General features: G+C 60.6%; 21 protein-coding genes and 8 tRNA genes. 16 read left to right on the top strand and 13 right to left on the bottom strand.

The features are described from left to right. Positions 1–24: 24 nt before the first annotated feature. The gene (locus tag ASE60_RS32845) at positions 25–1,002 is read right to left on the bottom strand and encodes a quinone oxidoreductase (RefSeq protein WP_057255898.1); all 978 of its coding nucleotides are present in this window, start codon (positions 1,000–1,002) and stop codon (positions 25–27) included. Between the two features lie 9 nt (positions 1,003–1,011). Next, the gene (gene pcsA, locus ASE60_RS32840) at positions 1,012–1,737 is read right to left on the bottom strand and encodes a phosphatidylcholine synthase (RefSeq protein WP_057255896.1); all 726 of its coding nucleotides are present in this window, start codon (positions 1,735–1,737) and stop codon (positions 1,012–1,014) included. Positions 1,738–2,012: 275 nt separating this feature from the next. On the opposite strand from pcsA, the gene ASE60_RS32835 reads away from it, so the two are divergent. Then, complete coding sequence (locus ASE60_RS32835) at positions 2,013–3,224, top strand: UbiH/UbiF family hydroxylase (RefSeq protein WP_057255894.1); 1,212 nt, start codon at positions 2,013–2,015, stop codon at positions 3,222–3,224. On the opposite strand, the gene ASE60_RS32830 is transcribed toward ASE60_RS32835, so the two are convergent. Next, a complete protein-coding gene (locus tag ASE60_RS32830; protein ID WP_057255892.1) occupies positions 3,192–4,154 on the bottom strand; it encodes an AEC family transporter in 963 nt (320 codons plus the stop codon). The two genes, ASE60_RS32835 and ASE60_RS32830, sit on opposite strands and share 33 nt — an antisense overlap. Before the next feature lie 226 nt (positions 4,155–4,380). Continuing rightward, on the bottom strand, positions 4,381–5,127 hold the full coding sequence (locus ASE60_RS32825; protein ID WP_057256079.1) for a cytochrome c biogenesis CcdA family protein: 747 nt from the start codon (positions 5,125–5,127) through the stop codon (positions 4,381–4,383). 191 nt (positions 5,128–5,318) lie between these two features. Between ASE60_RS32825 and ASE60_RS32820 the strand changes: the two genes are divergently transcribed. Both ASE60_RS32820 and ASE60_RS32815 read left to right on the top strand, forming a co-directional pair. Further along, a tRNA-Lys gene (locus tag ASE60_RS32820) sits at positions 5,319–5,394 on the top strand. Positions 5,395–5,816: 422 nt separating this feature from the next. Then, complete coding sequence (locus ASE60_RS32815; protein ID WP_057255889.1) at positions 5,817–6,320, top strand: hypothetical protein; 504 nt, start codon at positions 5,817–5,819, stop codon at positions 6,318–6,320. Positions 6,321–6,499: 179 nt separating this feature from the next. Here ASE60_RS32815 and ASE60_RS35955 read toward each other — a convergent pair whose 3' ends face one another. Next, a complete protein-coding gene (locus ASE60_RS35955; RefSeq protein WP_057255887.1) occupies positions 6,500–6,829 on the bottom strand; it encodes a hypothetical protein in 330 nt (109 codons plus the stop codon). Positions 6,830–7,027: 198 nt separating this feature from the next. On the opposite strand from ASE60_RS35955, the gene ASE60_RS32805 reads away from it, so the two are divergent. The 3 genes from ASE60_RS32805 to ASE60_RS32795 all read left to right on the top strand — a co-directional run bounded on the left by ASE60_RS32805 (position 7,028) and on the right by ASE60_RS32795 (position 8,263). Then, the gene (locus ASE60_RS32805; protein ID WP_057255885.1) at positions 7,028–7,270 is read left to right on the top strand and encodes a hypothetical protein; all 243 of its coding nucleotides are present in this window, start codon (positions 7,028–7,030) and stop codon (positions 7,268–7,270) included. A gap of 205 nt (positions 7,271–7,475) precedes the next feature. Beyond that, positions 7,476–7,730: a YMGG-like glycine zipper-containing protein gene (locus ASE60_RS32800; protein ID WP_057255883.1), complete on the top strand. Its 255-nt coding sequence runs from the start codon at positions 7,476–7,478 to the stop codon at positions 7,728–7,730. Positions 7,731–7,999: 269 nt separating this feature from the next. Beyond that, positions 8,000–8,263, top strand: coding sequence for a hypothetical protein (locus tag ASE60_RS32795; protein ID WP_057255881.1), 264 nt, complete (start codon positions 8,000–8,002; stop codon positions 8,261–8,263). 164 nt (positions 8,264–8,427) lie between these two features. On the opposite strand, the gene ASE60_RS32790 is transcribed toward ASE60_RS32795, so the two are convergent. Further along, positions 8,428–9,408, bottom strand: a complete 981-nt coding sequence (locus tag ASE60_RS32790; protein ID WP_057255879.1) for a GlxA family transcriptional regulator — start codon at positions 9,406–9,408, stop codon at positions 8,428–8,430. A gap of 459 nt (positions 9,409–9,867) precedes the next feature. Between ASE60_RS32790 and ASE60_RS32785 the strand changes: the two genes are divergently transcribed. Continuing rightward, positions 9,868–10,680 (top strand): alpha/beta hydrolase, encoded by an 813-nt coding sequence (locus ASE60_RS32785; protein WP_057255877.1) that lies wholly within the window; start codon positions 9,868–9,870, stop codon positions 10,678–10,680. Between the two features lie 64 nt (positions 10,681–10,744). Here ASE60_RS32785 and ASE60_RS32780 read toward each other — a convergent pair. The 3 genes from ASE60_RS32780 to ASE60_RS32770 form a co-directional block, all read right to left on the bottom strand. Then, positions 10,745–10,821: transfer RNA gene (locus ASE60_RS32780), tRNA-Arg, on the bottom strand. A gap of 36 nt (positions 10,822–10,857) precedes the next feature. Next, positions 10,858–11,163, bottom strand: coding sequence for an ETC complex I subunit (locus ASE60_RS32775; RefSeq protein ID WP_034791376.1), 306 nt, complete (start codon positions 11,161–11,163; stop codon positions 10,858–10,860). Positions 11,164–11,415: 252 nt separating this feature from the next. Next, positions 11,416–11,492 (bottom strand) — tRNA-Pro (locus tag ASE60_RS32770). A 243-nt stretch (positions 11,493–11,735) separates the two neighbouring features. Between ASE60_RS32770 and ASE60_RS32765 the strand changes: the two genes are divergently transcribed. Then, positions 11,736–12,920 carry a GGDEF domain-containing protein gene (locus tag ASE60_RS32765; RefSeq protein ID WP_057255875.1) on the top strand — a complete coding sequence of 395 codons (1,185 nt, stop codon included), beginning with the start codon at positions 11,736–11,738 and terminating at the stop codon, positions 12,918–12,920. A gap of 486 nt (positions 12,921–13,406) precedes the next feature. Continuing rightward, positions 13,407–14,048 (top strand): DUF1062 domain-containing protein, encoded by a 642-nt coding sequence (locus ASE60_RS32760; RefSeq protein ID WP_057255873.1) that lies wholly within the window; start codon positions 13,407–13,409, stop codon positions 14,046–14,048. 48 nt (positions 14,049–14,096) lie between these two features. Here the strand turns inward: ASE60_RS32760 and ASE60_RS32755 are convergent, their stop codons facing one another. From ASE60_RS32755 to ASE60_RS32745, 3 genes are all read right to left on the bottom strand, one after another. Beyond that, positions 14,097–14,744 (bottom strand): outer membrane protein, encoded by a 648-nt coding sequence (locus ASE60_RS32755; protein ID WP_057255871.1) that lies wholly within the window; start codon positions 14,742–14,744, stop codon positions 14,097–14,099. Positions 14,745–14,928: 184 nt separating this feature from the next. After that, the gene (locus tag ASE60_RS32750; protein WP_057255869.1) at positions 14,929–15,408 is read right to left on the bottom strand and encodes a DUF192 domain-containing protein; all 480 of its coding nucleotides are present in this window, start codon (positions 15,406–15,408) and stop codon (positions 14,929–14,931) included. Further along, the gene (locus tag ASE60_RS32745) at positions 15,408–15,986 is read right to left on the bottom strand and encodes a cold-shock protein (RefSeq protein WP_043623636.1); all 579 of its coding nucleotides are present in this window, start codon (positions 15,984–15,986) and stop codon (positions 15,408–15,410) included. The genes ASE60_RS32750 and ASE60_RS32745 overlap by 1 nt, the downstream gene beginning before the upstream one ends. Positions 15,987–16,182: 196 nt before the next feature. On the opposite strand from ASE60_RS32745, the gene ASE60_RS32740 reads away from it, so the two are divergent. The 7 genes from ASE60_RS32740 (at position 16,183) to ASE60_RS32710 (ending at position 19,648) form a co-directional block, all read left to right on the top strand. After that, on the top strand, positions 16,183–16,623 hold the full coding sequence (locus tag ASE60_RS32740; RefSeq protein WP_057255868.1) for a VOC family protein: 441 nt from the start codon (positions 16,183–16,185) through the stop codon (positions 16,621–16,623). Positions 16,624–17,020: 397 nt separating this feature from the next. Beyond that, entirely contained in the window at positions 17,021–18,355 is a 1,335-nt protein-coding gene (locus ASE60_RS32735) for a YcbK family protein (RefSeq protein ID WP_057255866.1), read from the top strand. A gap of 136 nt (positions 18,356–18,491) precedes the next feature. Then, positions 18,492–18,566, top strand: a tRNA-Glu gene (locus ASE60_RS32730). A gap of 10 nt (positions 18,567–18,576) precedes the next feature. Beyond that, positions 18,577–18,651: transfer RNA gene (locus ASE60_RS32725), tRNA-Glu, on the top strand. Between the two features lie 269 nt (positions 18,652–18,920). Next, positions 18,921–18,995, top strand: a tRNA-Glu gene (locus ASE60_RS32720). A 296-nt stretch (positions 18,996–19,291) separates the two neighbouring features. Then, positions 19,292–19,366 (top strand) — tRNA-Glu (locus ASE60_RS32715). A 207-nt stretch (positions 19,367–19,573) separates the two neighbouring features. Further along, positions 19,574–19,648 (top strand) — tRNA-Glu (locus ASE60_RS32710). 60 nt (positions 19,649–19,708) lie between these two features. Here ASE60_RS32710 and recJ read toward each other — a convergent pair. Beyond that, a complete protein-coding gene (gene recJ, locus ASE60_RS32705; RefSeq protein WP_057255864.1) occupies positions 19,709–21,511 on the bottom strand; it encodes a single-stranded-DNA-specific exonuclease RecJ in 1,803 nt (600 codons plus the stop codon). Positions 21,512–21,657 lie beyond the last annotated feature (146 nt).

The raw sequence follows: 21,657 nt of genomic DNA, 5'->3' as shown, positions 1-21,657 counted from the left end.
TCCGCGTCCGCCTTAAGGCTTCGATCACGGAATCAGCAGTGTTGTTCCACTTGTTTTTCTTGTCTCGAGATCCGTATGCGCCCGCCCTGCATCGGCGAGCGGATAAGTCTGATTTATATTGATACGCACTTTGTTGCTTTGCACAATATCAAACAGGGAATTTGCACACGCTTCCAGCGCAGGCCGCGTGGCAACGTAACCGAAGAGTGTCGGACGGGTCGCGAAAATCGATCCCTTCTGCGCCAGAATGCCGATGCTAAACGCGTCCACCGGACCGGACGAATTGCCGAAGCTGACCCAGAGACCGCGCGGCTTCAGGCAGTCCAGCGACGCCGGATAGGTATCGCGCCCGACGGAATCGTAGACGACATCAACACCGCGGCCATCGGTCAATTCCTTCACCCGCGCGACAAAATTGTCGGTGCTGTAGTTGATGACGTGGTCGTAGCCGTGCGCCAGCGCCAGATCGATCTTGCCCTGCGAGCCCGCGGTGCCGATCACGGTTGCGCCAAGCGCCTTTGCCCACTGCCCAGCGATTAGACCGACGCCGCCGGCGGCCGCATGGAACAGGATCGTCGCGCCGGGGCCCACCTGATATGTCTGGTTGAGCAGATATTGCGCCGTCATGCCCTTCAACATCATCGCCGCCGCGGTCTCGAGGCTGATGCCGTCTGGCACATTCACCAGTTGCGAGGCGTCGACATTGCGCTCACTGGCATAGGCGCCGTCGGCCGACGCATAGGCGACGCGATCACCAACGGAGAAGAGGCTGACGCCATCGCCAACCGCCGTGACGATGCCTGCGCCCTCCTTGCCCGGCACGAAAGGCAGGCCAGAGGCGGATTTATAGAGGCCGGTGCGGAAATAGACGTCGATGAAGTTGAGGCCAACAGCAACCTGGCGGATCTGCACCTCGCCCGGACCCGGCGGCGAGAGCGTGACGCCTTCGAGTTTCAGGACCTCCGGTCCACCGAGTTCGCGTACCACAATCGCCTGTGCCATTGCCTGCTCCTATTTCTGGCCGAGACTTGGAAAAATCTGCAGCACGAAGCCAATTACGTAGAGATAGATGCCTGTCACGACAAAACCGGTCACGACCCAAGCCGGCGTCGCGAAATGCAGGAGCAGCGCATAGACACCCAGCGCCGACCAGATCAGGAAGACGCCGAGGTTCAGCGGCCGCAAACGCTGGACGCGGACCGGGTGAAGGAAATTGATCGGCAGGAAGGTCAGCACCACGGAGACGAAGACGACGACCGACGCCGTCACCTCGCTCGCCTGGATGACGAACAGCGTGAAGACCACCATGTTCCAGACGACGGGGAAGCCAGAGAAAAAGTATTCATCCGTTTTCATGCCCATGTCGGCATAGTAGATCGCGCTCGAGACGACGATCGCACCCGCCGCCACGAAGGACCATGGCTCGCCGATCATGCCACTCTGATAGAGCGCAAAGGCCGGCAGCAGGACATAGGTCACGTAGTCGATGACGTTGTCGAGCGTGTCGCCCGACCAGTTGGGCAGCACTTCCTTGACGCGGACCTTGCGGGCGATCGGCCCATCGATACCATCGACGAGCAGCGCCAGGCCCAGCCACCAGAACATATCGACGAAGCGGTGCTCGGCCGCCGCAACGACGCCGAGGAAAGCAAGAAACGATCCCGAGGCGGTCAAGATATGCACGGAAAAGGCGCGAATCTCGGCGTAGGGAACTCGTTTGTAGTTAAAGAACTTCATCTGCGGACGCCGCCCACCCCTGCTGTTTTCCCCGTACGGACCCGGAAGCCCGCCTCAACCGCTCTGCGGCGCATTGGGCGTAATATGCACCCTTTGCAACGCATCGCCACTAAAATTCAAGCTCGGTCGCTTCCTGCAGCCCCATTGTCCTGTGGACACCTGCAAATTGCTTCTGCGCTGATTCTACCCATTTATTTCGCTCTCGCCCGCGACTAGAGGTATGATCGAGGCTCGGCCAAGACGCCTCGCAGCGTGCGTGAAAGGTTGGTTGCCTCATGGATCACTACGATATCGCCATCATCGGTGCAGGTCTCGCGGGATCGCTCGCGGCCATCGCGCTTGCCGACGCCGGTTACCACGTCGCCTTGATCGGTCCGGAGCCGACGGTCGCCGACGGACGCACCACGGCGCTGATGGACCAATCGATCGAGTATCTCAAAAAGCTCAACCTTTGGGAAAAGGTCGAGCCGCTGACGGCAACGCTCTCGACCATGCGCATTCTCGACGGAACCAACCGGCTGCTGCGTGCGCCGCCGGTCAATTTTCGCGCCTCGGAAGTCGGGCTCGACGCCTTTGGTTACAACATCCCGAACGCGCCTTTCATCGACATTCTCCGCCAGCGGGCCGAAGAGAGCCCGAAGCTGACGCGCATCACCGCCTCCGCAATCGGCTTCGACCTTTCGGATACTGTCGCGACGATCGAGCTGGCAAACGGCAGCCAATGCAGTGCGCATCTGCTCGTCGGCGCCGATGGCCGCCGCTCGCCGGTGCGCGAAGCGGCAAAGATCTCCGTCAGCACCTGGTCCTATCCGCAGACGGCGGTCGTTTTGAACTTTGCGCACGAACTGCCGCACCAGAACATCTCGACCGAGTTCCACACCGAAAGCGGCCCCTTCACCCAGGTTCCCCTGCCCGGCAACCGCTCCAGCCTCGTCTGGGTACGCAAACCCGACGATGCCGCACAGACGCTGACGTTGGATCTTGCTGCACTCTCCCGCGCGGTCGAGGACCGGATGCAATCGATTCTCGGCAAGGTGACGGTCGAGGGCACGCCGCAATCCTTCCCGCTTTCGGGCATGACCGCGCGGCGCTTCGGCAAGGGGCGTGTCGTGCTCCTCGGCGAGGCGGCGCACGCCTTTCCGCCGATCGGTGCCCAAGGCCTGAACCTCAGCCTGCGCGATGTGATGACGCTCGTCGATATCATCGGTACGGCCAGTGGAGAAACGCTCGCCGGCGATATCGGCGATCGTTTCGATAGCCGCCGCCGGCCGGACATCATCAGCCGCACGGCGAGCGTGGATCTGCTCAATCGCTCGCTGCTTTCCGGCTTCCTGCCGGTGCAGGCGCTACGCGCCCTCGGGCTGCACGTGCTTTCCGCCGTCGGGCCGCTCCGCAGCCTCCTGATGCGCGAAGGCGTTCATCCCGGCAGCGCGCTTCACGCCTTTAGGGATAGCCTACGGGAAAAGATCGGGCGGAAGAGCGCCTGAGCGGATCAGGTAAAGCAGGCCGGTGACGGTTGCGACCGACAGCGTCGTTGTGATCAAGATCGTCGCCGAGGCCCGCTCCTGCCATACGCCATACTGGTGGCCGATGACGAAGACGTTCGTTGCCGTCGGTAGTGCTGCCAGCAGCACCGCGGTCTGCACCCAGATCGGATCATAGTTGCCCGTCAGGCTCATGGCCGTGAACATGACGAGCGGATGTAAAAGCAGCTTGGCCGGAACGATGTAGCCGATCTCGACGGGAATGCGCTTGATCGGGCGCAGCGCCAGTGTCACGCCCATGGCAAAGAGCGCGCAAGGTGCTGCACACTGCGCGAGATAATCGATGAGCCGCTGAACCGGCACCGGCGGCTGCACCGCGAAGAAGGCGGCGACGACGCCGGCGAGCGTCGCAAGGATGAACGGGTGCAGGATGATCTTGCGCGCGACACTTGCGGCAAACACCAGCGGTTTTTCCTGTCGGCCGCCTGATATCGCCATCATCGCCGGCGCGACGGCGAAATGGGCTGCATTCTCGAAACTGAAGATCAGCGCCACCGGCACCGCGGCCGCATCACCCAACGCAAGAAGCGCCAGGCCGGGACCCATGTAGCCGATATTGCCATAGGCGGCGCCGAAGCCCTGGATCGTCGCCTCGGCAATGGAGTTGCGCCTGATATAGACGCCGATGAGAAAGATCAGCGAGAACACGATATAAGTCGCCCCGACCGTCGTCAGGATGAAGTCGGCGCGCGCCAGCTGCTCGATCGGCGTGCGTGAGACGAGCTTGAAGAACAGCGCTGGCAGGGCGAGATAGATGATGAAAGTGTTGAGCCACCCCATTGCCTCGCCTGGATGCTGGACGAAACGCGCCGTCAGATAGCCGAGAAAGATCAGGCCGAAGAACGGCATCACCAGGCCCGCGATTTCCGTCATCTTTCCCCTCGCATCTTTCACTTCCCCGCGCCGGCACCTACAGCGCCGCGCGTCTTACCAGACGCGCAAAGGTCGCTGCAGCACTTTGAATTGCAGCATGTTTTTGTACTTTAATCGGGTACGATTAAAGGAAACATGCAGTAGCCTTCGCACGCCTAGCCCATGAACCGGCCTGACGATTAGGCCGGCCCTTAGGAAAAGTGATTCCGAAATACGAGGGTATGCCCTAGCCGATTTTCATCAGGATCGGGAAGGTCGTCTGGAACCAGATGGCGACGGAACTGATGAAACCGAAGAGGAAAGCGAGGCCCGCCAGCACCAACAGGCCGCCCATCAGCTTCTCGACCAGGCCGAGATGACGGCGGAAGCGCAACAGGAAGCGCATGAAGGCGCCAGAGAAGCCAGCCGCGATCCAGAACGGAATGGCAAGCCCGAGCGAATAGACGGCCAGCAGCATGGCGCCGTCGGACACCGTGTCACGAGCAGCGGCGACACCGAGGATCGTGCCGAGTACCGGACCGATGCAGGGCGTCCAGCCGAAGGCGAAGGCTAGCCCCATGATATAGGCGCCGGAGAGCGTCGCCGGCTTGCCGCCGCCCTGGAAGCGTGCCTCGCGCGCCAGCAGCCCGATCTTGAACACGCCGAGGAAATGCAGGCCCATGATGATGATGATCACGCCGCCGATGCGCGACAGGAGATCCATATGCTGCCTGAGCAGCATGCCGATCGACGAGGCCCCTGCCCCAAGGGCCACAAAGACAGTTGCGAACCCGAGCGTGAACAACAGCGCCGCCGGCAGGACCGCACGCCGGGTGCTTCCGACCGTCGCCGCATCGCCGCTACGAAACTGGTCGACCGAAACGCCCGCCATGTAACAAAGATAGGGCGGCACGAGTGGCAGAACACAAGGGGAAAGGAACGAGAGGGCGCCGGCAAGAATGGCGGTCCAGATGGAAATATCGGCGATCGACAACGGCAAGAACTCCGGCATGCGGCATTTGGGCCATTCCTTAGCCGCAGGATCATGATGATACCAATCACCTTTTGGCGATCATTGCGCCATGCACCGTTTCTTCACAAAAGCCGCAATTTTTCGGTTGACCGACAGGAAACACGCGTGCATATGTCCGCCCACTTCCGCCGGGCTTCACAGCCGCGGCCAGGGAGCGCGTAGCTCAGCCGGTAGAGCAACTGACTTTTAATCAGTAGGTCCAGGGTTCGAATCCCTGCGCGCTCACCAACGAATTCAAGGGGTTAGGGCCATTCCTAGCCCCTTTTTCATGCGCCCCAGCAATAACATGCTTTCCCTTATTCTCCGGGCTTTTTTAGGCGCTTCCCGCCCTTCCCGGTATCAAAATGGTCTCACGAAAACATGAGGGCGGAACGCCTTCAGAGCCGTCGGCTCCAGAGACCCTTGCATGCGCCCGGAAGTTGCCACTTGGATGTGGCGCGGCGGCGGCTTTGGCACACATTTGCACTAGCTTTGTCACAACGAGAAATCCGTAGCGCGCCTTTTTGGCGACGGTCACCCCGAGGCCCGCAACTTCCGTCTAGTTGCATTGCCGCAGTGTCGGCTCATAATCGCGCCATCGCCGGGCGTAGATGAGGGCCTCGGCGGCTGGAAGATCATCACGCTTTCGCCCCAGTATAGGAGGTCGCGCGATGTCTCCGACGACCAATTCGAAGATGCTTCTCCCGCACGAAATCGACCAGATAGACCAGATTTTTAAGGACGTCCTGCGTGGGCTCGGCCTGTCGCGGAATAGTGAGGCCGCTGAGGCGATCGCAAGCCGCATTATCAATTGCTACCAAGGCGGCGTTCGTGAGAGCGGCGCTCTGAAACACATGATCGGATTCTACAAATCCGCTGCGTTGGATCCGAACGCGGACACTCTTCGGCAGGGCAACCAAGAGGTCTCGATGGAGGAGATTGCGGGAGGCCTAAACAGCCGGATCACCCCGGACGAACTAGACATGCTTCAACGGACGTTCGACCGGGTGTGCATCTGGTGCAGTATCCCGCGTCATGGAAAACGCGCCGATTTACTGGCCCGGTACATCACCGATCAATTCCGCGAGGGACTGAGCGACGAGGCCGCACTGTTCGGCGACGCCATGTGGCGGGAGCAGAATTCCGACGCCGCTCGATATCGCCCGGATGCCTAGCTCCGTTTCGGGATATCACACTGGACTTAAGTTCAAGATCACCAGCAGGCTATCTGATCTGCAATAATGTGAGGCGCGTTGGCAGCTTACATTGTGCATTCTCGCCACTATGAGGGGGTCATGCCCGAGCGCAAGCCGACGACCTCATCGACCTGCTGAATGTCCTCACGCGATTCCCGCTAAAAATCGAAGTAGACCGTAACGCCGGATCGACGCTGGTAGCGGTAATAGTCGCGGTAGCCATAGTAGCCGCGGTCACGGTAGCCACCATAGTAACCGTAATGGCGGGGGTAGCACCTGCCATAGTAACCGCAGGCGTACCGCCTATCCCACCGACGATCCCACCGGCGATCCGCGCGCCAATGACGATGACTCCGGTGCTTAACCAGTTCGACAGTGTCCGTCTGCACTTGGACGGGTTTCGGCGCGAAAATCGGAGCGGCGCTTAGCGGCAACGCGAAAGACGCAGCCAAGCCAATCGCTGCGAAGGCGGATAAGAGCTTTTTCATCGTAACTCCTCCTATCTGCCAATTACTGTGGGCTGATCAGCCTGAACCTCCGATGAACAATGGACCCCGCACGGGCCGAGTGGTCTGGCACCATCGGAGCCGTCCCCGCGAGCGGTATGGCGGCGGCGCAGGCGTGCAGTTCCGGAACTTCCTGTCGAATCGACAGTTCCTTCCCTGACCACCACAAGGAGAAACATCGTGGCGAAAGATCTGAAAGCGGGCTTCACCGGAAAACCCATCGAACCACCTACAGGCGCCCGCAAGGTCGCAAAGACAGCCGCCGACGCCGTGAGCCGTGAGGCAAACGCCGCGGCGGTCGGGGCCGCAGATCACCCGTACACTGCAGCCGGACTAGCGCTTGCCGTCGGCTTGCTTGCGTTTGCGATTGGCTACGTCATGGGCCGATCGTCGGTCGCCAGCGGGCAAAGCTACTGGCGATAGTTGCCCCTGCGCTTAGATGATCTACCGCCGGTTGGTGGACCGCCGGCTGTGGGCCTCGAGCGAGCAATGCCTGACCGTCAGAGATTCCTTGCTCCCAGCAAAACACCACTATCGACAATTGCGCGCGTTGCGTAGATGCTTAAGCTCGCGCTGAGGATGCAGAGTGGTGAACTCCCAGGTTGATTTGTAGCAAAGGGGTGAAAGCATGAAAAAGCTTATCATTGCGATTGGAATGATTGGTACGCTTGCGTCCTGCACGCAGACCGAGAAAGGGACGGCGATTGGCGCTGGCACCGGTGCCATCATCGGGGGCGCCGTGAGCGATAGCTGGGGCGGCGCGGCAATCGGCGCTGTCGCCGGCGGCGTCATAGGCAACCTGATCGGTCGTTCGCAAGAGCGCGCCGGCTATTGCATCTATCGTGATCGCTACGGTCGGCGATACGAAGCACGCTGCCGATAACAGCAACATTCGGAGCGGACGGGGTGTCAATTTCGACGCTCCGTAGCTTCGAATCTGGCCAGCGGCCTTCCCATCGCCAACAACCTAGCCGCCACGCGTAGCGCCTGGGCGGTCGGGCCATGTTTTTGGATGGGGCCAAGCCATGCCGGCACCAGCTTCTCGGTGCCAAGTACAAGATGGCGGTGACGACTAGCATCGATGCCCGCTGGAGCAGCGATAACTGCCGAACAGCATGAGACGTCCTTTATCAAGCGTGTTAGACTGCGGAAATGACTGACGAAGAGCAGACGTACGAGTATTCAGAATTTTCCGGCCAGTTCAGTGACGACGGCGTCGTCGTCGAATTGCGCATTTATCGGCCAGCGGGCTCGAATCTCGATTGGGTCCTCGAGGTTATCGATGAGGAAGGTTTTTCCACCACGTGGGAGGAACCCTTCCCCACCGATCGCGAAGCCTTTGAGGAGTTCATTGCGACCGTGCGGCGAGACGGCATCCAGGCGTTTACCGACGAACCGCCGCAGACGGTCCACTGACCCCTAGTCCTGATCTGAATATCTGAGATGTCTACAGCGCCGCGCGTCTTATCAGACGCGCAAAGGTCGCTGTAGCACTTTGAATTGCTGCATTTTTTTGTCCTTTAATCGGGTACGATTAAAGGACAAAAACATGCAGCAGGCGCGTTTGGCCTTTGCCAACGCTAAGCCGCAGCCGCTCGCCGCGCCAGCCGCATCTTCAGTGGGCTCATGCCGTATTCGCGGCTATAGGCACGCGAGAAAGCCGACAGGCTGTCGAAGCCGCAGCGGAGTGCAATCTCGCGAATCGGGCTGCCAGAATCGCGAACCAGACGGTGTGCGACCTGAAGGCGAAGGCGCAGATAGTAGGCGCCGGGACTGGTCGACAGTCCCCGCGCAAAAAGTAACTCCAGCTTGCGCTGCGAAATCGACAGCCGCTTCGTTAAAGCCGCGATCGTCAACGGACGCTCAAGGGTGCGCTCCATCAGCCGAATCGCCTCGGCGAGCTCCGGGTCGCGCGTCTCGATGCGCCCAAGCGAAACGAATGGCTGAACGTCGGTCGCGTTGTGCGTTTGGTCGTAGACGAAGATGCTGGCGACATCGAGTGCCAGCGCCGAACCCAATCTCTGCGTGATCCAGTGCAGCATCATGTCGAAGGTCGGCGATGCGCCGCCCGATGTCCAGAACTTGCCGTCGGCGACGAAGCGGTCGCCAAGCACGGTCAAGGCCGGAAAAGCCTGGCTGAAATCTTCGAGCTCTTCCCAGTGGGCGGTCGCCCGCCGGCCATTGAGCAAGCCGGTTCGCCCGAGCAGCCAACAGCCTGACTCGATGCCGGCGACGATGTCGAAATGCCGGGAGGACTCCTGCAGGATCCCGATGAATTTTTTTCCCACATGCCGGTCGAGATTGAAACCGCCAATCACCAGCAGCGCGTCGCCGGCGAGCGGCTGGGCAAAGGTGCCATCGACCACGATCGGCACGCCGCAGGTCAACGTCACCGCCTTTCCATCCGCCGAGAGCAACCGCCAGCGAAATACATCGCGACCGCAGATGCGGTTGGCAGCGCGCATTGGATCCAGCACCGAGGCGAGCGACATGATCGACGACTCCGGCAGGATGACAACAGAAACTTCGATCACAGATTGTGGGCGTCCATCGGAGGGCATGCGGGAAATGTCAATTTTTGAGCGATAAATGTCAATTCCGGAAATGGCGTTCGGGCATTATCAGTCCGTATCGATCTCCCTACGCGCGGCGCTGCAGCCCCGCGCAGAGACGTTCCCCTTTCCGCCTTTTGCCGGAACGGGCCGGTTGGAGCCATCCACCGGCCCGTTTTTTTATGTGTCATCACAAGAGGAAGGGCCGCAGGCGGCCGTCACAGACATTGTCGACCAGGCTCACCTGGTCCAGTCTTCGTGCGGACGTCGAGGATCGGCACGGCGTGAGCAAAATACAGACCAATTACAACTTCTACCGGATGTTAGCGAACATATCCGCCACTGGCTCCGGACGTTTCGCACCATCCGCTGACACTGCAGTACTCAGCATCAATATTTTCGGATATTTCGATCGATGTCGTTTTTTTTGACGGAGACTCTTCTCTCCCTGTAGCTGGATGTGGCGTCATGAGCATCACAAGATTTCTACTCATCTTGCCGCTGGTGGCGGTGCTGACCTATCTCGTTCTTCTCGGCCTCATCTATTTTTCGCAGCGCACCCTTCTCTATCCCGGTGCCGACGCCACTGCCGCACCGAACCCAGCGAGTTGGGGTGAGAACGTCTCCGTCAAAACACCGGATGGTGAGACGCTGCACGGGCTTTATAGTCACGGTAAGCCCGACAAACCCGGTGTGCTGCTCTTTTTCGGGAATGGAGATCGAACAGACAACTATGGGTTTCTCGCACAGGCATTGGCTGCGCGGGACATTGGATTGCTTGCGATTTCCTATCGCGGCTATCCGGGATCGACCGGCTCACCAAGCGAGGACGGCTTGCTGACCGACGGCATCGCGGCGTTCGACTGGCTGGCGCATCGCAACAAAGGGGGCATCGTCGTGCTCGGCCGCTCGCTCGGCACCGGCGTCGCCGTGAACACGGCGGCACAAAGGCCAGTCTCCGGCGTGATCCTTATCTCCCCATATCTGTCGGTTCTGTCGGCCGCCGAAGCGCGCTATCCGTTCCTGCCGGTCGCGCTTCTCATCAAGGATCCCTTCCGCTCCGACCTCAAAATAACGACGGTGAAGCAACCAAAGCTTTTCATTCACGGGCGGTTGGACGACAGCATTCCCCTGTCGTCGGGCGAGGCGCTCTATCGCATTGCGCCTGAACCCAAGCAGATGCAGATCGACGAGCGCGCCGGCCACAACGACATCTGGAACGACAATACGGTAAGCGAGGTTATCCACTTCGTGGAGGCGCTGAAGCGGAACGCCACATAGGCCGCCCTGCGCACCTCGTGACAGGATCCACAAATTCTATCGAAGAAACAGATCGTTAGAAACTTGGCGACCCCTGCAGGATTCGAACCTGCGACAACCTGCTTAGAAGGCAGGTGCTCTATCCAACTGAGCTAAGGGGCCGTCCCGGGCTTCGCCCGTCGAATGCGACCGGAGGACTTAGTGGGTCCAGGGCTGCATCCGGTTGAAACGGAAGTTGTCCGGATAGGACACGCTCTTGCGCGTCGCTTCCTTCGGCGCGATCACGCGGTATTCGATGCCGTTGCGCTCCGCATAAGCGATGGCCTGCTCGGCGTTTTCGAAGGTCAGCCGCAGCTGCTGCTTCATGTCGCCGGAACTGGTGTAGCCCATGATCGGGTCGATCGTGCGCGGCTTTTCCTGATCAAACTCCAGCACCCACAGATTCGTCTTGGCCTTGCCAGACTGCATGGCGGTCTTTGCTGGACGATAGATCTTTGCGGACATGGTTTCGAACGGCTCCATACTTTCGCTGGCAACATTCACGGGCGCCAGCATTCCGTCATCCCATAACGCAGATTGATTTAAAACGGAATGACTTTTGGCCGGATAAATTCGGCTTTTCGGCTAGACGACCGCGCGGGATACAGGTTCCGCTGACACGGCCCTGCAGTCGCCGTTCAACAAGTGCCCAAAAGGCAATATCTGACGAAGTGAAAAGACGCAGGGAGATCAGGAACGCCACCTTCGGCGTTACGATGGTCGGAGTGGAGAGATTCGAACTCCCGACCCTCTGGTCCCAAACCAGATGCGCTACCAGACTGCGCTACACTCCGTGCCAACGGCGCCGGAGATACACGCTTCGCCCTTGGGCTGCAACATGTAATTTCGTTGACGTCCACACTGATGAAACCTGCATTCGTCCCACCCACAGTCCGTGGCAGGCAGAAATGTCCCGAAATGGGACAAAAGTGTCGGTCTGTCATTCGAGTTTAGTAATCGCTAAATCCATTGCGGCTAGAGCCAAGGGTGCACAACTGCACCGCGCCAGCCTCCCAAGCCCGCCCGAGCATCATTCCATGAACACCCAACTCGATCTCACCACCGTTCTGCTGCTTCACAAATCGTCGTTCCTCGTCGGCGCGTTCTGCTTTCTTTATGCCCGCTGGCAATCGCCGCGGGATGAAGGTCTCGGAATTCTCGCGAGCGGCTTCTTCTTCCTAGCTCTTGCGTCGACGCTCGCCGGCTACGGCGAACAGCAGCTGCTGCCGGCCTATCTGTGGACGCTTTCGAGCTTCACGCTCGGGATCGGCGGTTATGCGCTGTTCTGGATCGGTGTGCGCCGCTTGAGCGCTGGCCGGCGACGCAAGGCGGACTGGCTGGCACTTTCGATACCGGCCGCGGGCGCAGCAATCGGTCTTGCCACGCATTTCCATGTGGTCAACTACATCCGCGCCAGTGTGTTCAATGCCACCGCCTTTGCATTTCTGGCGGCCGCCGCCCTCGCCGTCATCGCCGATCGCAACAGGGAGCCGCTGCCGGTACGCGCGCTGTTTGCGGCGGCCATGACCGTCGGTGCCAGCCTCTGCCTTGCCGTGGTGATCGGTCTTGTGAAGCCGGGCGTCATACCGATCACCACCACCTACGCCTTTTTCCTCTCGATCATATGCCACTTCGCGATCGCCCTTTTTGCGCTCGTCCTCGTCAAGGAGAGGGCCGAAGCCGAGCTCAGGTGTTCAGCCGACACCGATGCCTTGACCGGCGCGCGCAACCGACGCTGGTTTCTCACGCAACTGCCTGGATCAAACTGGCATGGCGACTGCCTCATCGTCATGGATCTGGACTTCTTCAAGCGCATCAACGATCGCTATGGCCACCAAGCCGGCGACCAGGCGCTGATCGCCTTTGCCGATCTGATGAGGAAGAACCTCAGAAAGGGCGATTGCTTCGCCCGCCTTGGCGGGGAAGAGTTCGGCCTCTACCTGCCGCAGACCAGCGAAACGCAGGCGCTTTTCATCGCCGAGCGCCTGCGTCGCGCCGTCGAAGAACTCGTGGTGATCGGCAACGAGCAACACATAGCGCTCAGTGTCAGCATGGGCCTCGCAGCCGGCGGCAACGAAGGGTCGTGGGAGGACTTGTTCAACAGGGCAGACGCGGCGCTCTATGAAGCCAAGCGCGGCGGTCGCAACCGCGTCACGTCATTTTCCTCAGTGACTGCTCCTGCTTCAACGTCAATGGAGCTGAGTTTCGGCCGCGTCGGCTGAGGAAGAACGGCTACGCCGTCCAAAAAAGAAGCGGCCGTCCCAATGCAGAGGCCGCTCCAGATTGGAGGTGTAATGCCTCATACTACTCCTATTGAGCGAAATTGCCTGTGGCCAAATTTCACCTATTCCGAGCAAAAAGCCACCATGGCGCGTAGGCATGTCAACTCCGCACTTTGCGCGGCACACGCCGCGGTGTAGAACGGGCACGCAGCCACAATCGCGCTCTCCTGGAGTCTCGCTTTGCCTTTGTAAAATCCGGTCTCGCTAGTTTCACCCCGTACGCCCGATAGCGCCCGACGCTACCGGTATGATATTTCATGCGTTCGTTGAGGTGACGATTCGAGACCGGAATGGCATTGCCGATCTCAAGCCCGGTGCAACACCACCAGGCGGAACCATCACCTACAAACGCTGCCAGACCGCGTCCCCGGAACGGGTACTCAAACCGTCGTCTCGATGGACTTCCTATTGGAAGAACCAGACGACATGTCTCACACATTGACGGTCCTGTGGACCATTGAACCACACGCCGCGCCGCGCCCCTGGCTCGCCTGCAGCCGTTGCCGCGGCGCGCGCCCATTCGAATGCAGCCGCAAGACGCGGCTGAACGCCAACGGCCGGCGGCTGGATGCCTGGCTGATCTATCGCTGCGCCGACTGCGACGACACTTGGAATCGCCCGATCTTCGAGCGGCAGTATGTCCGCGACATCGCACCTGAAACGCTCGATGCGCTTCAGAACAACGACCCGCGCTGGATTCGCCGGGTCTCGTTCGACGTCGAGGGCCTTCGGCGAAGCACCGACAGGATCGAAGAATTCGCCGCTTGCCATGTGACAAGGCGCGTCGTCGCTCGACCGCGGGACGTCTGTACCCATCTTGAGATCGTCCTTGAGGTGCCGTTGGCAGTCAGTATGCGGGCGGATCGCCTGCTGTCGGCGGAACTCGGCCTGTCGCGCAACAGGCTCGTCCGGCTTGAGGAAGCAGGACGGCTGACGCTGCTGTCCGGCTCACGCAAGGCGTTGCAACGGCCCATCCGGGACGGTCTCCGCGTGGCTCTCGATCTCTCGGACGAAGGCGATCGAGGCGAAATTGCCGATCGCGCAGGGGGAATATTGCAGCCTGCATGAACGAACCAAGGAAGCGGCGGCCAGATGCTGGCGCTGCCTGCGCATTGGTCAGAATTTTACACCGACGCCGATGGTGAACTGCTGCTGATCGAGATCGACGTTGACGCCGCCGATGTCCTTGTCGCCATAGTCGTTGTAGCGATACTCGGCGCGCCCGAAGACGTTGTCGGTGAACGAATAATCCACACCGGCGCCGATCGTCCAACCGTTGAAGGTCTCTTTCTCCTTCGAGGCTCCGGGCACATCGACGAAGCCGCGGGTGACCGCCCAGCCTCCTGCCCCGTAAAGCAGCGCTTTGTCGTTCAGCACATAGCCGACGCGTCCGCGTATCGCGCCGGAGACATCGGTGCCGACTTCGGCGGAGGTTCCGCCAACATCGACGCTCTTGTCATTCCAGTTGTAGTTGACATCGCCCTCGATGCCGTAGACCCAATCACCCTGCTGATAGTTGAAACCGGCAAAGGCACCGAGCAAGCCGCCGTTGAAATCTTCTGAACCGCTGCCGCCGGGCGCGCTGAAATCGCCATTCAGCCAGCCGCCACCGCCCTGAAGGCCGACATACCCGCCGGTCCATACGAAAACGGGCGGCGTTTCGACAACCGGCGCCGGCTCCAGCGCCGGCGTCAGGTCTGCCGCCATCGTGTTTTGCGCGAACGCAGCGGCCGCCACGATCGCAACAACCACACTCCGGACCATCACAGATGCCTCCTGTCGTCTTCGGCAGAATATTAGCAATTTATTAAGTTGAAGTCTGCCCAAAAGGCTTTGCAGTCGTCATCGAAAGGATCGATTCGTCTCGATACAGGTGATTTAGGCGCTGATGCCCAAACTACAAGGCCAACGGATGCCAGCTGTCGATTTGTGATCATCTCCCCCGGGATCATCGCCCCGGGATTCGAGCGCCTTCAAGACGGTCTCCGGCCCGAATAGCAAGGCGTTTGACAGTGCCGGCATTGAGCTCGAGAACGAAGGCGACCGGCTCGCCGGAATCAATGATCGCTTCGGAAAATGGGACGGCGCCCTGGCGGATCGTCCGCACCACGCCCTTGTTGTCGATGAACAGCATGTCCAGCGGCAGATAGGTGTTCTTCATCCACATCATCACGCGGCGGGTTTCACCGAAATCGAACAACATGCCGTGATCCGGCGCCATCGACCGGCGGAACATCAGTCCCTGCTCACGCTGGTCGGGATCGACGGCAAGCTCGACGGTCAGTTCGTGCACCTTCCTGTCGGCGGTCACGAGCCGCATCTTGTCCGTGGTGAACTCAACCTCCGCCAAAGCCGCAGCGGCAAAGGCGAACAACAAAAAAAGCGCCACCAGGGCGCTTTTTCCGGAAAGATCTCGTACCGCGAGCATCAGTGCGACCGGCTCGTCGGCGACGGGCCGTCCGGATGGATCTCGGCGGCCATCAGGCCCTTTTCGCCATCGCCGAAGCGCACCAGGACAACCTGTCCCGGACGAAGCTCCGTGAGGCCGAAGCGCCGCAGGGTCTCCATATGAACGAAGATGTCCTCGGTCCCCTCGCCGCGCGTCAGGAAGCCGAAGCCCTTGGTGCGGTTGAACCACTTGACCAGGACCCGTTCGAGGCCGCTGGTCGGCGTCACCTGCACATGGGTGCGCACCGGCGGAAGCTGAGACGGATGTACGGCGGTCGACTGATCCATCGACAGGATGCGGAACGCCTGGTAGCCGCGATCGCGCTTCTGGATGAGAGCCACGACGCGCGCGCCCTCGAGAACCGTCTGGTAACCGTCGCGCCTCAGGCAGGTCACGTGGACCAGCACGTCCTGCATGCCGTTGTCAGGCACGATGAACCCGAAGCCCTTGGCGACGTCGAACCATTTGATCACGCCCGTGATTTCGATGAGGTCGAGAGCGTCACTGCCAAAGTCGTCACCATGCATGACGTCTTTTGAAGATGTCCTATCCGCCATTCTCTCCCAGCCCCTCGTTTACGCGCGACTACCGATACGGTTAACTGATTCTTATTGACCAGAATAACATCGTCCCGCCGCGGATACGCAAGACCCTCGGCATATTTTGGCCGAGATCTAATATGCGGACGCAGCCTTGCCTCTGGCTTGCTGGCGGCTCAGTATACGCCATCTTCTGCAAAACAGGGACATTGCAATGCGCTATCTGCACACGATGGTTCGCGTCAAGAATTTGGACGAGGCCTTGAACTTCTACTGCACGCTTTTCGGCCTGACCGAAATCCGCCGTTACGAGAACGAGAAAGGCCGCTTCACGCTCGTTTTCCTCGCGGCCCCCGGCGACATCGATCGCGCACGCGGAGAACTCTCACCCTGCCTCGAACTCACCTACAACTGGGATACGGAAGATTACACCGGCGGGCGCAATTTCGGTCACCTCGCCTATGAGGTCGACGATATCTACGGCTTCTGCCAGCATCTGATGGACAATGGCGTGACCATCAACCGCCCGCCGCGCGATGGCCATATGGCCTTCGTACGTTCCCCAGATGGCATTTCGATCGAAATCCTGCAGAAGGGCGAGAACCGTCCGGCGCAGGAGCCCTGGGCTTCGATGGCCAATACCGGCGCATGGTAAGCCCCGCGCAATTCTGACTGGCGAGGATGCCCCTATGTGGCCGGTCATACCGGCTGGCATGGCCGAGTCGCCGATCAGCAGCAGCAATGAATGATCCAAGGCCCGGTCGATCCGGGCCTTTGCATGTGTGCAACATGCGGGCTCAAGGTTAGCGCCGGTTTACAAATCGCGTGTCGTTGAGTATTTTTTCGCGCGAAACGTTGATGCCGGGTCCTATCCGCGATGTCTCGTGGCGGCGACCCCCTTTGTACTTGGCCTGATCTTTTCCCGTGGCGTTCTTTCGGACCGCCGCGAGAAACATGAGTTTGTTTGTTCTGAGCGATGTTTCGGAACTGAGACTTAATGCACGACAAGGCGAAGGTTTCGCCCGTCATGCACGGAGAGCGGGGATAGGACGTTGCAACATCCGGATACGAAGGGCGCAGTGCTCGCTGCCATTGCGCGGGCGGCAGCTTTATCCGTCTCACTCCTGGCACTCAGCGGCTGCGTGTCGGCCGTTGCCGACAACGACGTCACCGCCGGGCTGGGCCTTGAGGGACAGACAGCGGCCCAGGCGGCCGAATCGGCCGAGCAAGGCACGGTCCGGGATGCGCAGGTGGCCGCGCTCGGCAGCGATCCGCAGGCGCAACAGACCGCCACCACGCAGGATTCCGGGCAAGCCCAGTCCCTGACGATGCAGAACACAGGCCTGCGTGCCGCTTCTTCCAGCATCTACGGACAGGCAGCGGCGACGCAGGGCATGCCGAATACCCAGCCGCAGGCCAATGGAACTGTGCCGCTGCCGGCGGGCCAGCCCGCCATGAACGCAACCACCAACAGCTTGTTCAGCGGCACCCAGCGACAGCCTCAGCCCATCATGACGCCGCAACAGGGTGCCGCGAACGAGGCCACCGCTGCGCCGGCAGACACGGCGGTCGCAGCCTACGCTCCCGCTCCGGCGCCGGACGCCCTTCCCGCAGCCGTCCCCGTACCGCTCAGCGCCGAGGCGGCCGCCGGCGGCGAAAAATCGGCTGCACCTCAGGCCGTGGCCAATGCAGAGGTTGCGCCAGCCGCGGCTGAAGTGGCGATCGCGGAACCGATGCAGGCGACCGCGGAGGCAAAGGAAAGCGACGGCGACAAGGAAGCGCCGAAAACCTGGACACTCGCAACGCTCTTTGCCGGGAAACGCAAGGAAAAACAGCAGGAAGCACTGCGCGCCGCGCAACCAGCGGAAAAAAAGACGATTACCACCAGCAACGCGAGCCGGCCGCAGACGGCCTCCCTCGCCTACACGCTTCCGGGCGTCAAGCTGACTTCGCTCTATAATTTCGAGCACGAGGAACATCTCGGCGACGACGACGATGGCGCGCCGGTTCAGGTCGCATCCCTGTCGGGCCTGGCACGGCTGGCCCCGAGCGGGTTGATCCTGCAGACCGAGAAGGTTGATGCCGGCTGCTTCAAGCCTGAGCTCATGCAGATGCTGAAGAAGGTGGAAACGCATTACGGCAAGCAGGTGATGGTGACCTCCGGCCTCAGGCCGATCAAGGTCAACCGGGCGAAGCAGTCGCTGCATACCCGCTGCGAGGCAGCAGACATCCAGGTCCAAGGCGTCAGCAAGTGGGATCTTGCCGAATTCCTGCGCAGCGTTCCCGGTCGCGGCGGCGTCGGCACCTATTGCCATACGGAGTCGGTCCATATCGACATCGGCGCTCAGCGAGATTGGAACTGGCGCTGCCGGCGCGGCAAGGGCTGAAGCCAACCGCTTGTTTCCATGGATTATTCCAAGGAATCTACCCTTCGGCTCGCGACTGTGGAATTTTTACAGAAATATGAAGATTGCCGCTTGCGGTTCTCAAATCCTCTGGCTATAAGGCGCCCACACAGCGAGTGCGCCCTTCGTCTATCGGTTAGGACACCAGATTTTCATTCTGGGAAGAGGGGTTCGACTCCCCTAGGGCGTCCCACACAGCGAGTGCGCCCTTCGTCTATCGGTTAGGACACCAGATTTTCATTCTGGGAAGAGGGGTTCGACTCCCCTAGGGCGTGCCACTGTGTTGAGCTTCCTCCCCCACATAAATCACTGATTTTCCCGCCTGACACAGCGATCTTTCCCGTCGCCGACGTCTTCCAATCCGGTCATTTAGTCCGCGGATTTTTCTCGTTGTTTTGAACAGGAAAAGCACAAAAATCCTGAGATTGGCGCTTGCGGTATCCAGAGTCGCTGGCTATAAGGCGCCCACACAGCGAGTGCGCCCTTCGTCTATCGGTTAGGACACCAGATTTTCATTCTGGGAAGAGGGGTTCCCCACACAGCGAGTGCGCCCTTCGTCTATCGGTTAGGACACCAGATTTTCATTCTGGGAAGAGGGGTTCGACTCCCCTAGGGCGTGCCACTGTGTTGATCTCCTCCCCCATGAAAATCGATATTTTCCTCGTCTGAAACGGTGATTTCCTGCCTCGGACACGTCTCCGATTCCGGCCTTCAGGCGCCGAATTTTTCTCGCCGTTTTTTAACAGGAAAAGCACAAAAAACCTGAGATTGACGCTTGCGGTATCCAGAGTCGCTGGCTATAAGGCGCCCACACAGCGAGTGCGCCCTTCGTCTATCGGTTAGGACACCAGATTTTCATTCTGGGAAGAGGGGTTCGGTATCCAGAGTCGCTGGCTATAAGGCGCCCACACAGCGAGTGCGCCCTTCGTCTATCGGTTAGGACACCAGATTTTCATTCTGGGAAGAGGGGTTCGACTCCCCTAGGGCGTGCCACTGTGTTGAATTTCTCCCCCACATCTCCAATATAGCTACGCAGCAAACTTGCGCTTGCGGCTCACTTTCGATCGAATCTCGCGACCTTGTCGCCGGAGCGATGCAGTTGGATTTATGTCGTCGTTTGCGCTGAAAAAGCATAATATCCGCAGCTGAATTGCTCACGGCCGCAAGACTGCGTTGCAAGTTCATCAGTCAGAAGCATGGGCGCCCATCGTCTAGCGGTTAGGACGCCGCCCTCTCACGGCGGCAACACGGGTTCGAGTCCCGTTGGGCGTGCCAATCCCTGCTCGCAAGAGCACCAGCCGCCGCTCAAATCTGAGCGATTCCTGTTCGGCGAGGTTACAGGGCCCTCGCCGCATCCGTGACGCGTAGCTGCACGCGGCGCTGGCCTTGCCAAAGGTCCGCCGAGACCGAACCTGCCACATGAATAGACGTGCCGCGGCTCGCGAGCAGGAAATCGCCGAGTGGCGTCTCCGTTGCCCGGAACGCTATGCCGTCGAGCCGGCTGCCGTCCTGGCCCTCCAGCGTCACCTTGATGTGGTTAGCGCCCACCTGCCGGCTGTCGCGCAGCCGATGCTGCGGGAAGGCAAAGACCGGTTGCGGGTGCGCCGAGCCATAGGGGCCGGCTTGTTCCAGGAGATCGATAAGCTCCAGCGTCGCGCCGGAGGCGGCGAGCGCGCCATCGACCTTGAGCGTCTGGATGGCGACGAGATCGCGCACCGCAGATTCCGCACGCTCCTCGAAGAATTGCCGGAGTTTGCCGAGCTTCGCACGCTCCACCGTGAGGCCGGCGGCCATCGCATGACCGCCCCCTTTGACCAGCAGGCCCCCATCGACGGCCGCCCGGACCATCTTGCCCATGTCGAAGCCATTGATCGAACGGCCAGAGCCGGTGCCGCGCCCATTCGGATCGAAGGCGATGGCAAAGGTCGGCCGGCGGAATTTTTCCTTGATGCGGGCGGCGAGCAGCCCGACGATGCCGGGGTGCCAGTTTTCGCGCGCTGTAACGATCACCGAGGCGCCCTCGCCGGTGCCGTATTCCGCCAGAACCTCGGCCTCGGCCTCGGCCAGCATGGCGGCTTCCATGGCCTGGCGTTCGCGGTTGAGTTCATCAAGCTGCGCAGCGATCTTTTCCGCCGCTCCGGCATCGTCCATCGCCAGAAGGCGGCTGCCGAGCGCTGCGTCGCCGATGCGGCCACCGGCATTGATTCGTGGCCCCACCAGAAACCCCAGGTGATAGGGCGTGACCGGACCGCCGATCGCCGCCTTCCTCAGCAGCGCCGCGAGCCCAACATTTCCCATGTGCCGCGCGGCAATCAGTCCCTTGACGACATAGGCCCGATTGAGCCCCTTGAGCGGCACGACATCGCAGACGGTCGCCAGTGCCACCAGATCGAGCTGGGCCAGCAGATCGAAGGATGCAACACGGACATCGCCGGCATTGCGCAGAACGCGCAGCGTGTTGACGAGAACGAGATAGACGACGCCGGCGGCGCAGAGATGTCCTTGTCCGGAAAGATCGTCCTCCCGGTTGGGATTGACGAGCGCATGACAGGCCGGCAGCGCTGAGCCAACCTGGTGGTGGTCGATGACGACCACATCGATGCCGCGTTTCGCCGCCACCGCGAGCGCTTCATGGCTCGTCGAGCCGCAGTCGACGGTCACGATAAGTTCGGCGCCGTTGTCGATCAGTTGTTCGATGGCCGCGGGATTCGGCCCGTAGCCCTCGAATATCCGATCGGGAATATAGATCTCCGCATCGATGCCGAAATGACGGAGGAAGCGGGTCATCAGTGCCGAAGAGGCGGCACCGTCGACGTCGTAATCGCCGAAGACCACGACCTTTTCGCGCCGCTTGATGGCCACTGCCAGGCGATCGGCGGCCTTGCGGCAATCGGTGAGCGAATCGGGATCCGGCATCAGCGACCGCAGCGTCGGATCGAGGAAGCTCGCCGCGTCGTCAAGCACGACACCGCGGCCGGCAAGCACGCGACCGAGCAGATCGGAATAGCCGTGGACCTGGCTGATGGCGAGCGCCCGGTTCTGGCCGGCCTGATCAAGGCGCGACACCCAGCGCTGGCCGCTGATCGACTGCTCGACGCCGAGAAAGGCCCGCTGTACCGGATCCACCAATTCATCCATGCTCGTCCACCCGCCTGCGCTTATCGCTTCTTAGCGCATAACCCCGAAAATCGTGACCGTTTTTGGAACGGCATACACAGAGATCCACGTTCCTCGCCCGTTTTCGGCACCGCCCGCCTGAAATGCCCAAATAGGAAAGCCTCGCC

The organism is Ensifer sp. Root278 (assembly GCF_001429285.1).
Classification (GTDB): Bacteria; Pseudomonadota; Alphaproteobacteria; order Rhizobiales; family Rhizobiaceae; genus Ensifer.
Note: the sequence above shows the minus strand (reverse complement) of the source record. Positions and strands in the feature narration are given on the sequence as shown.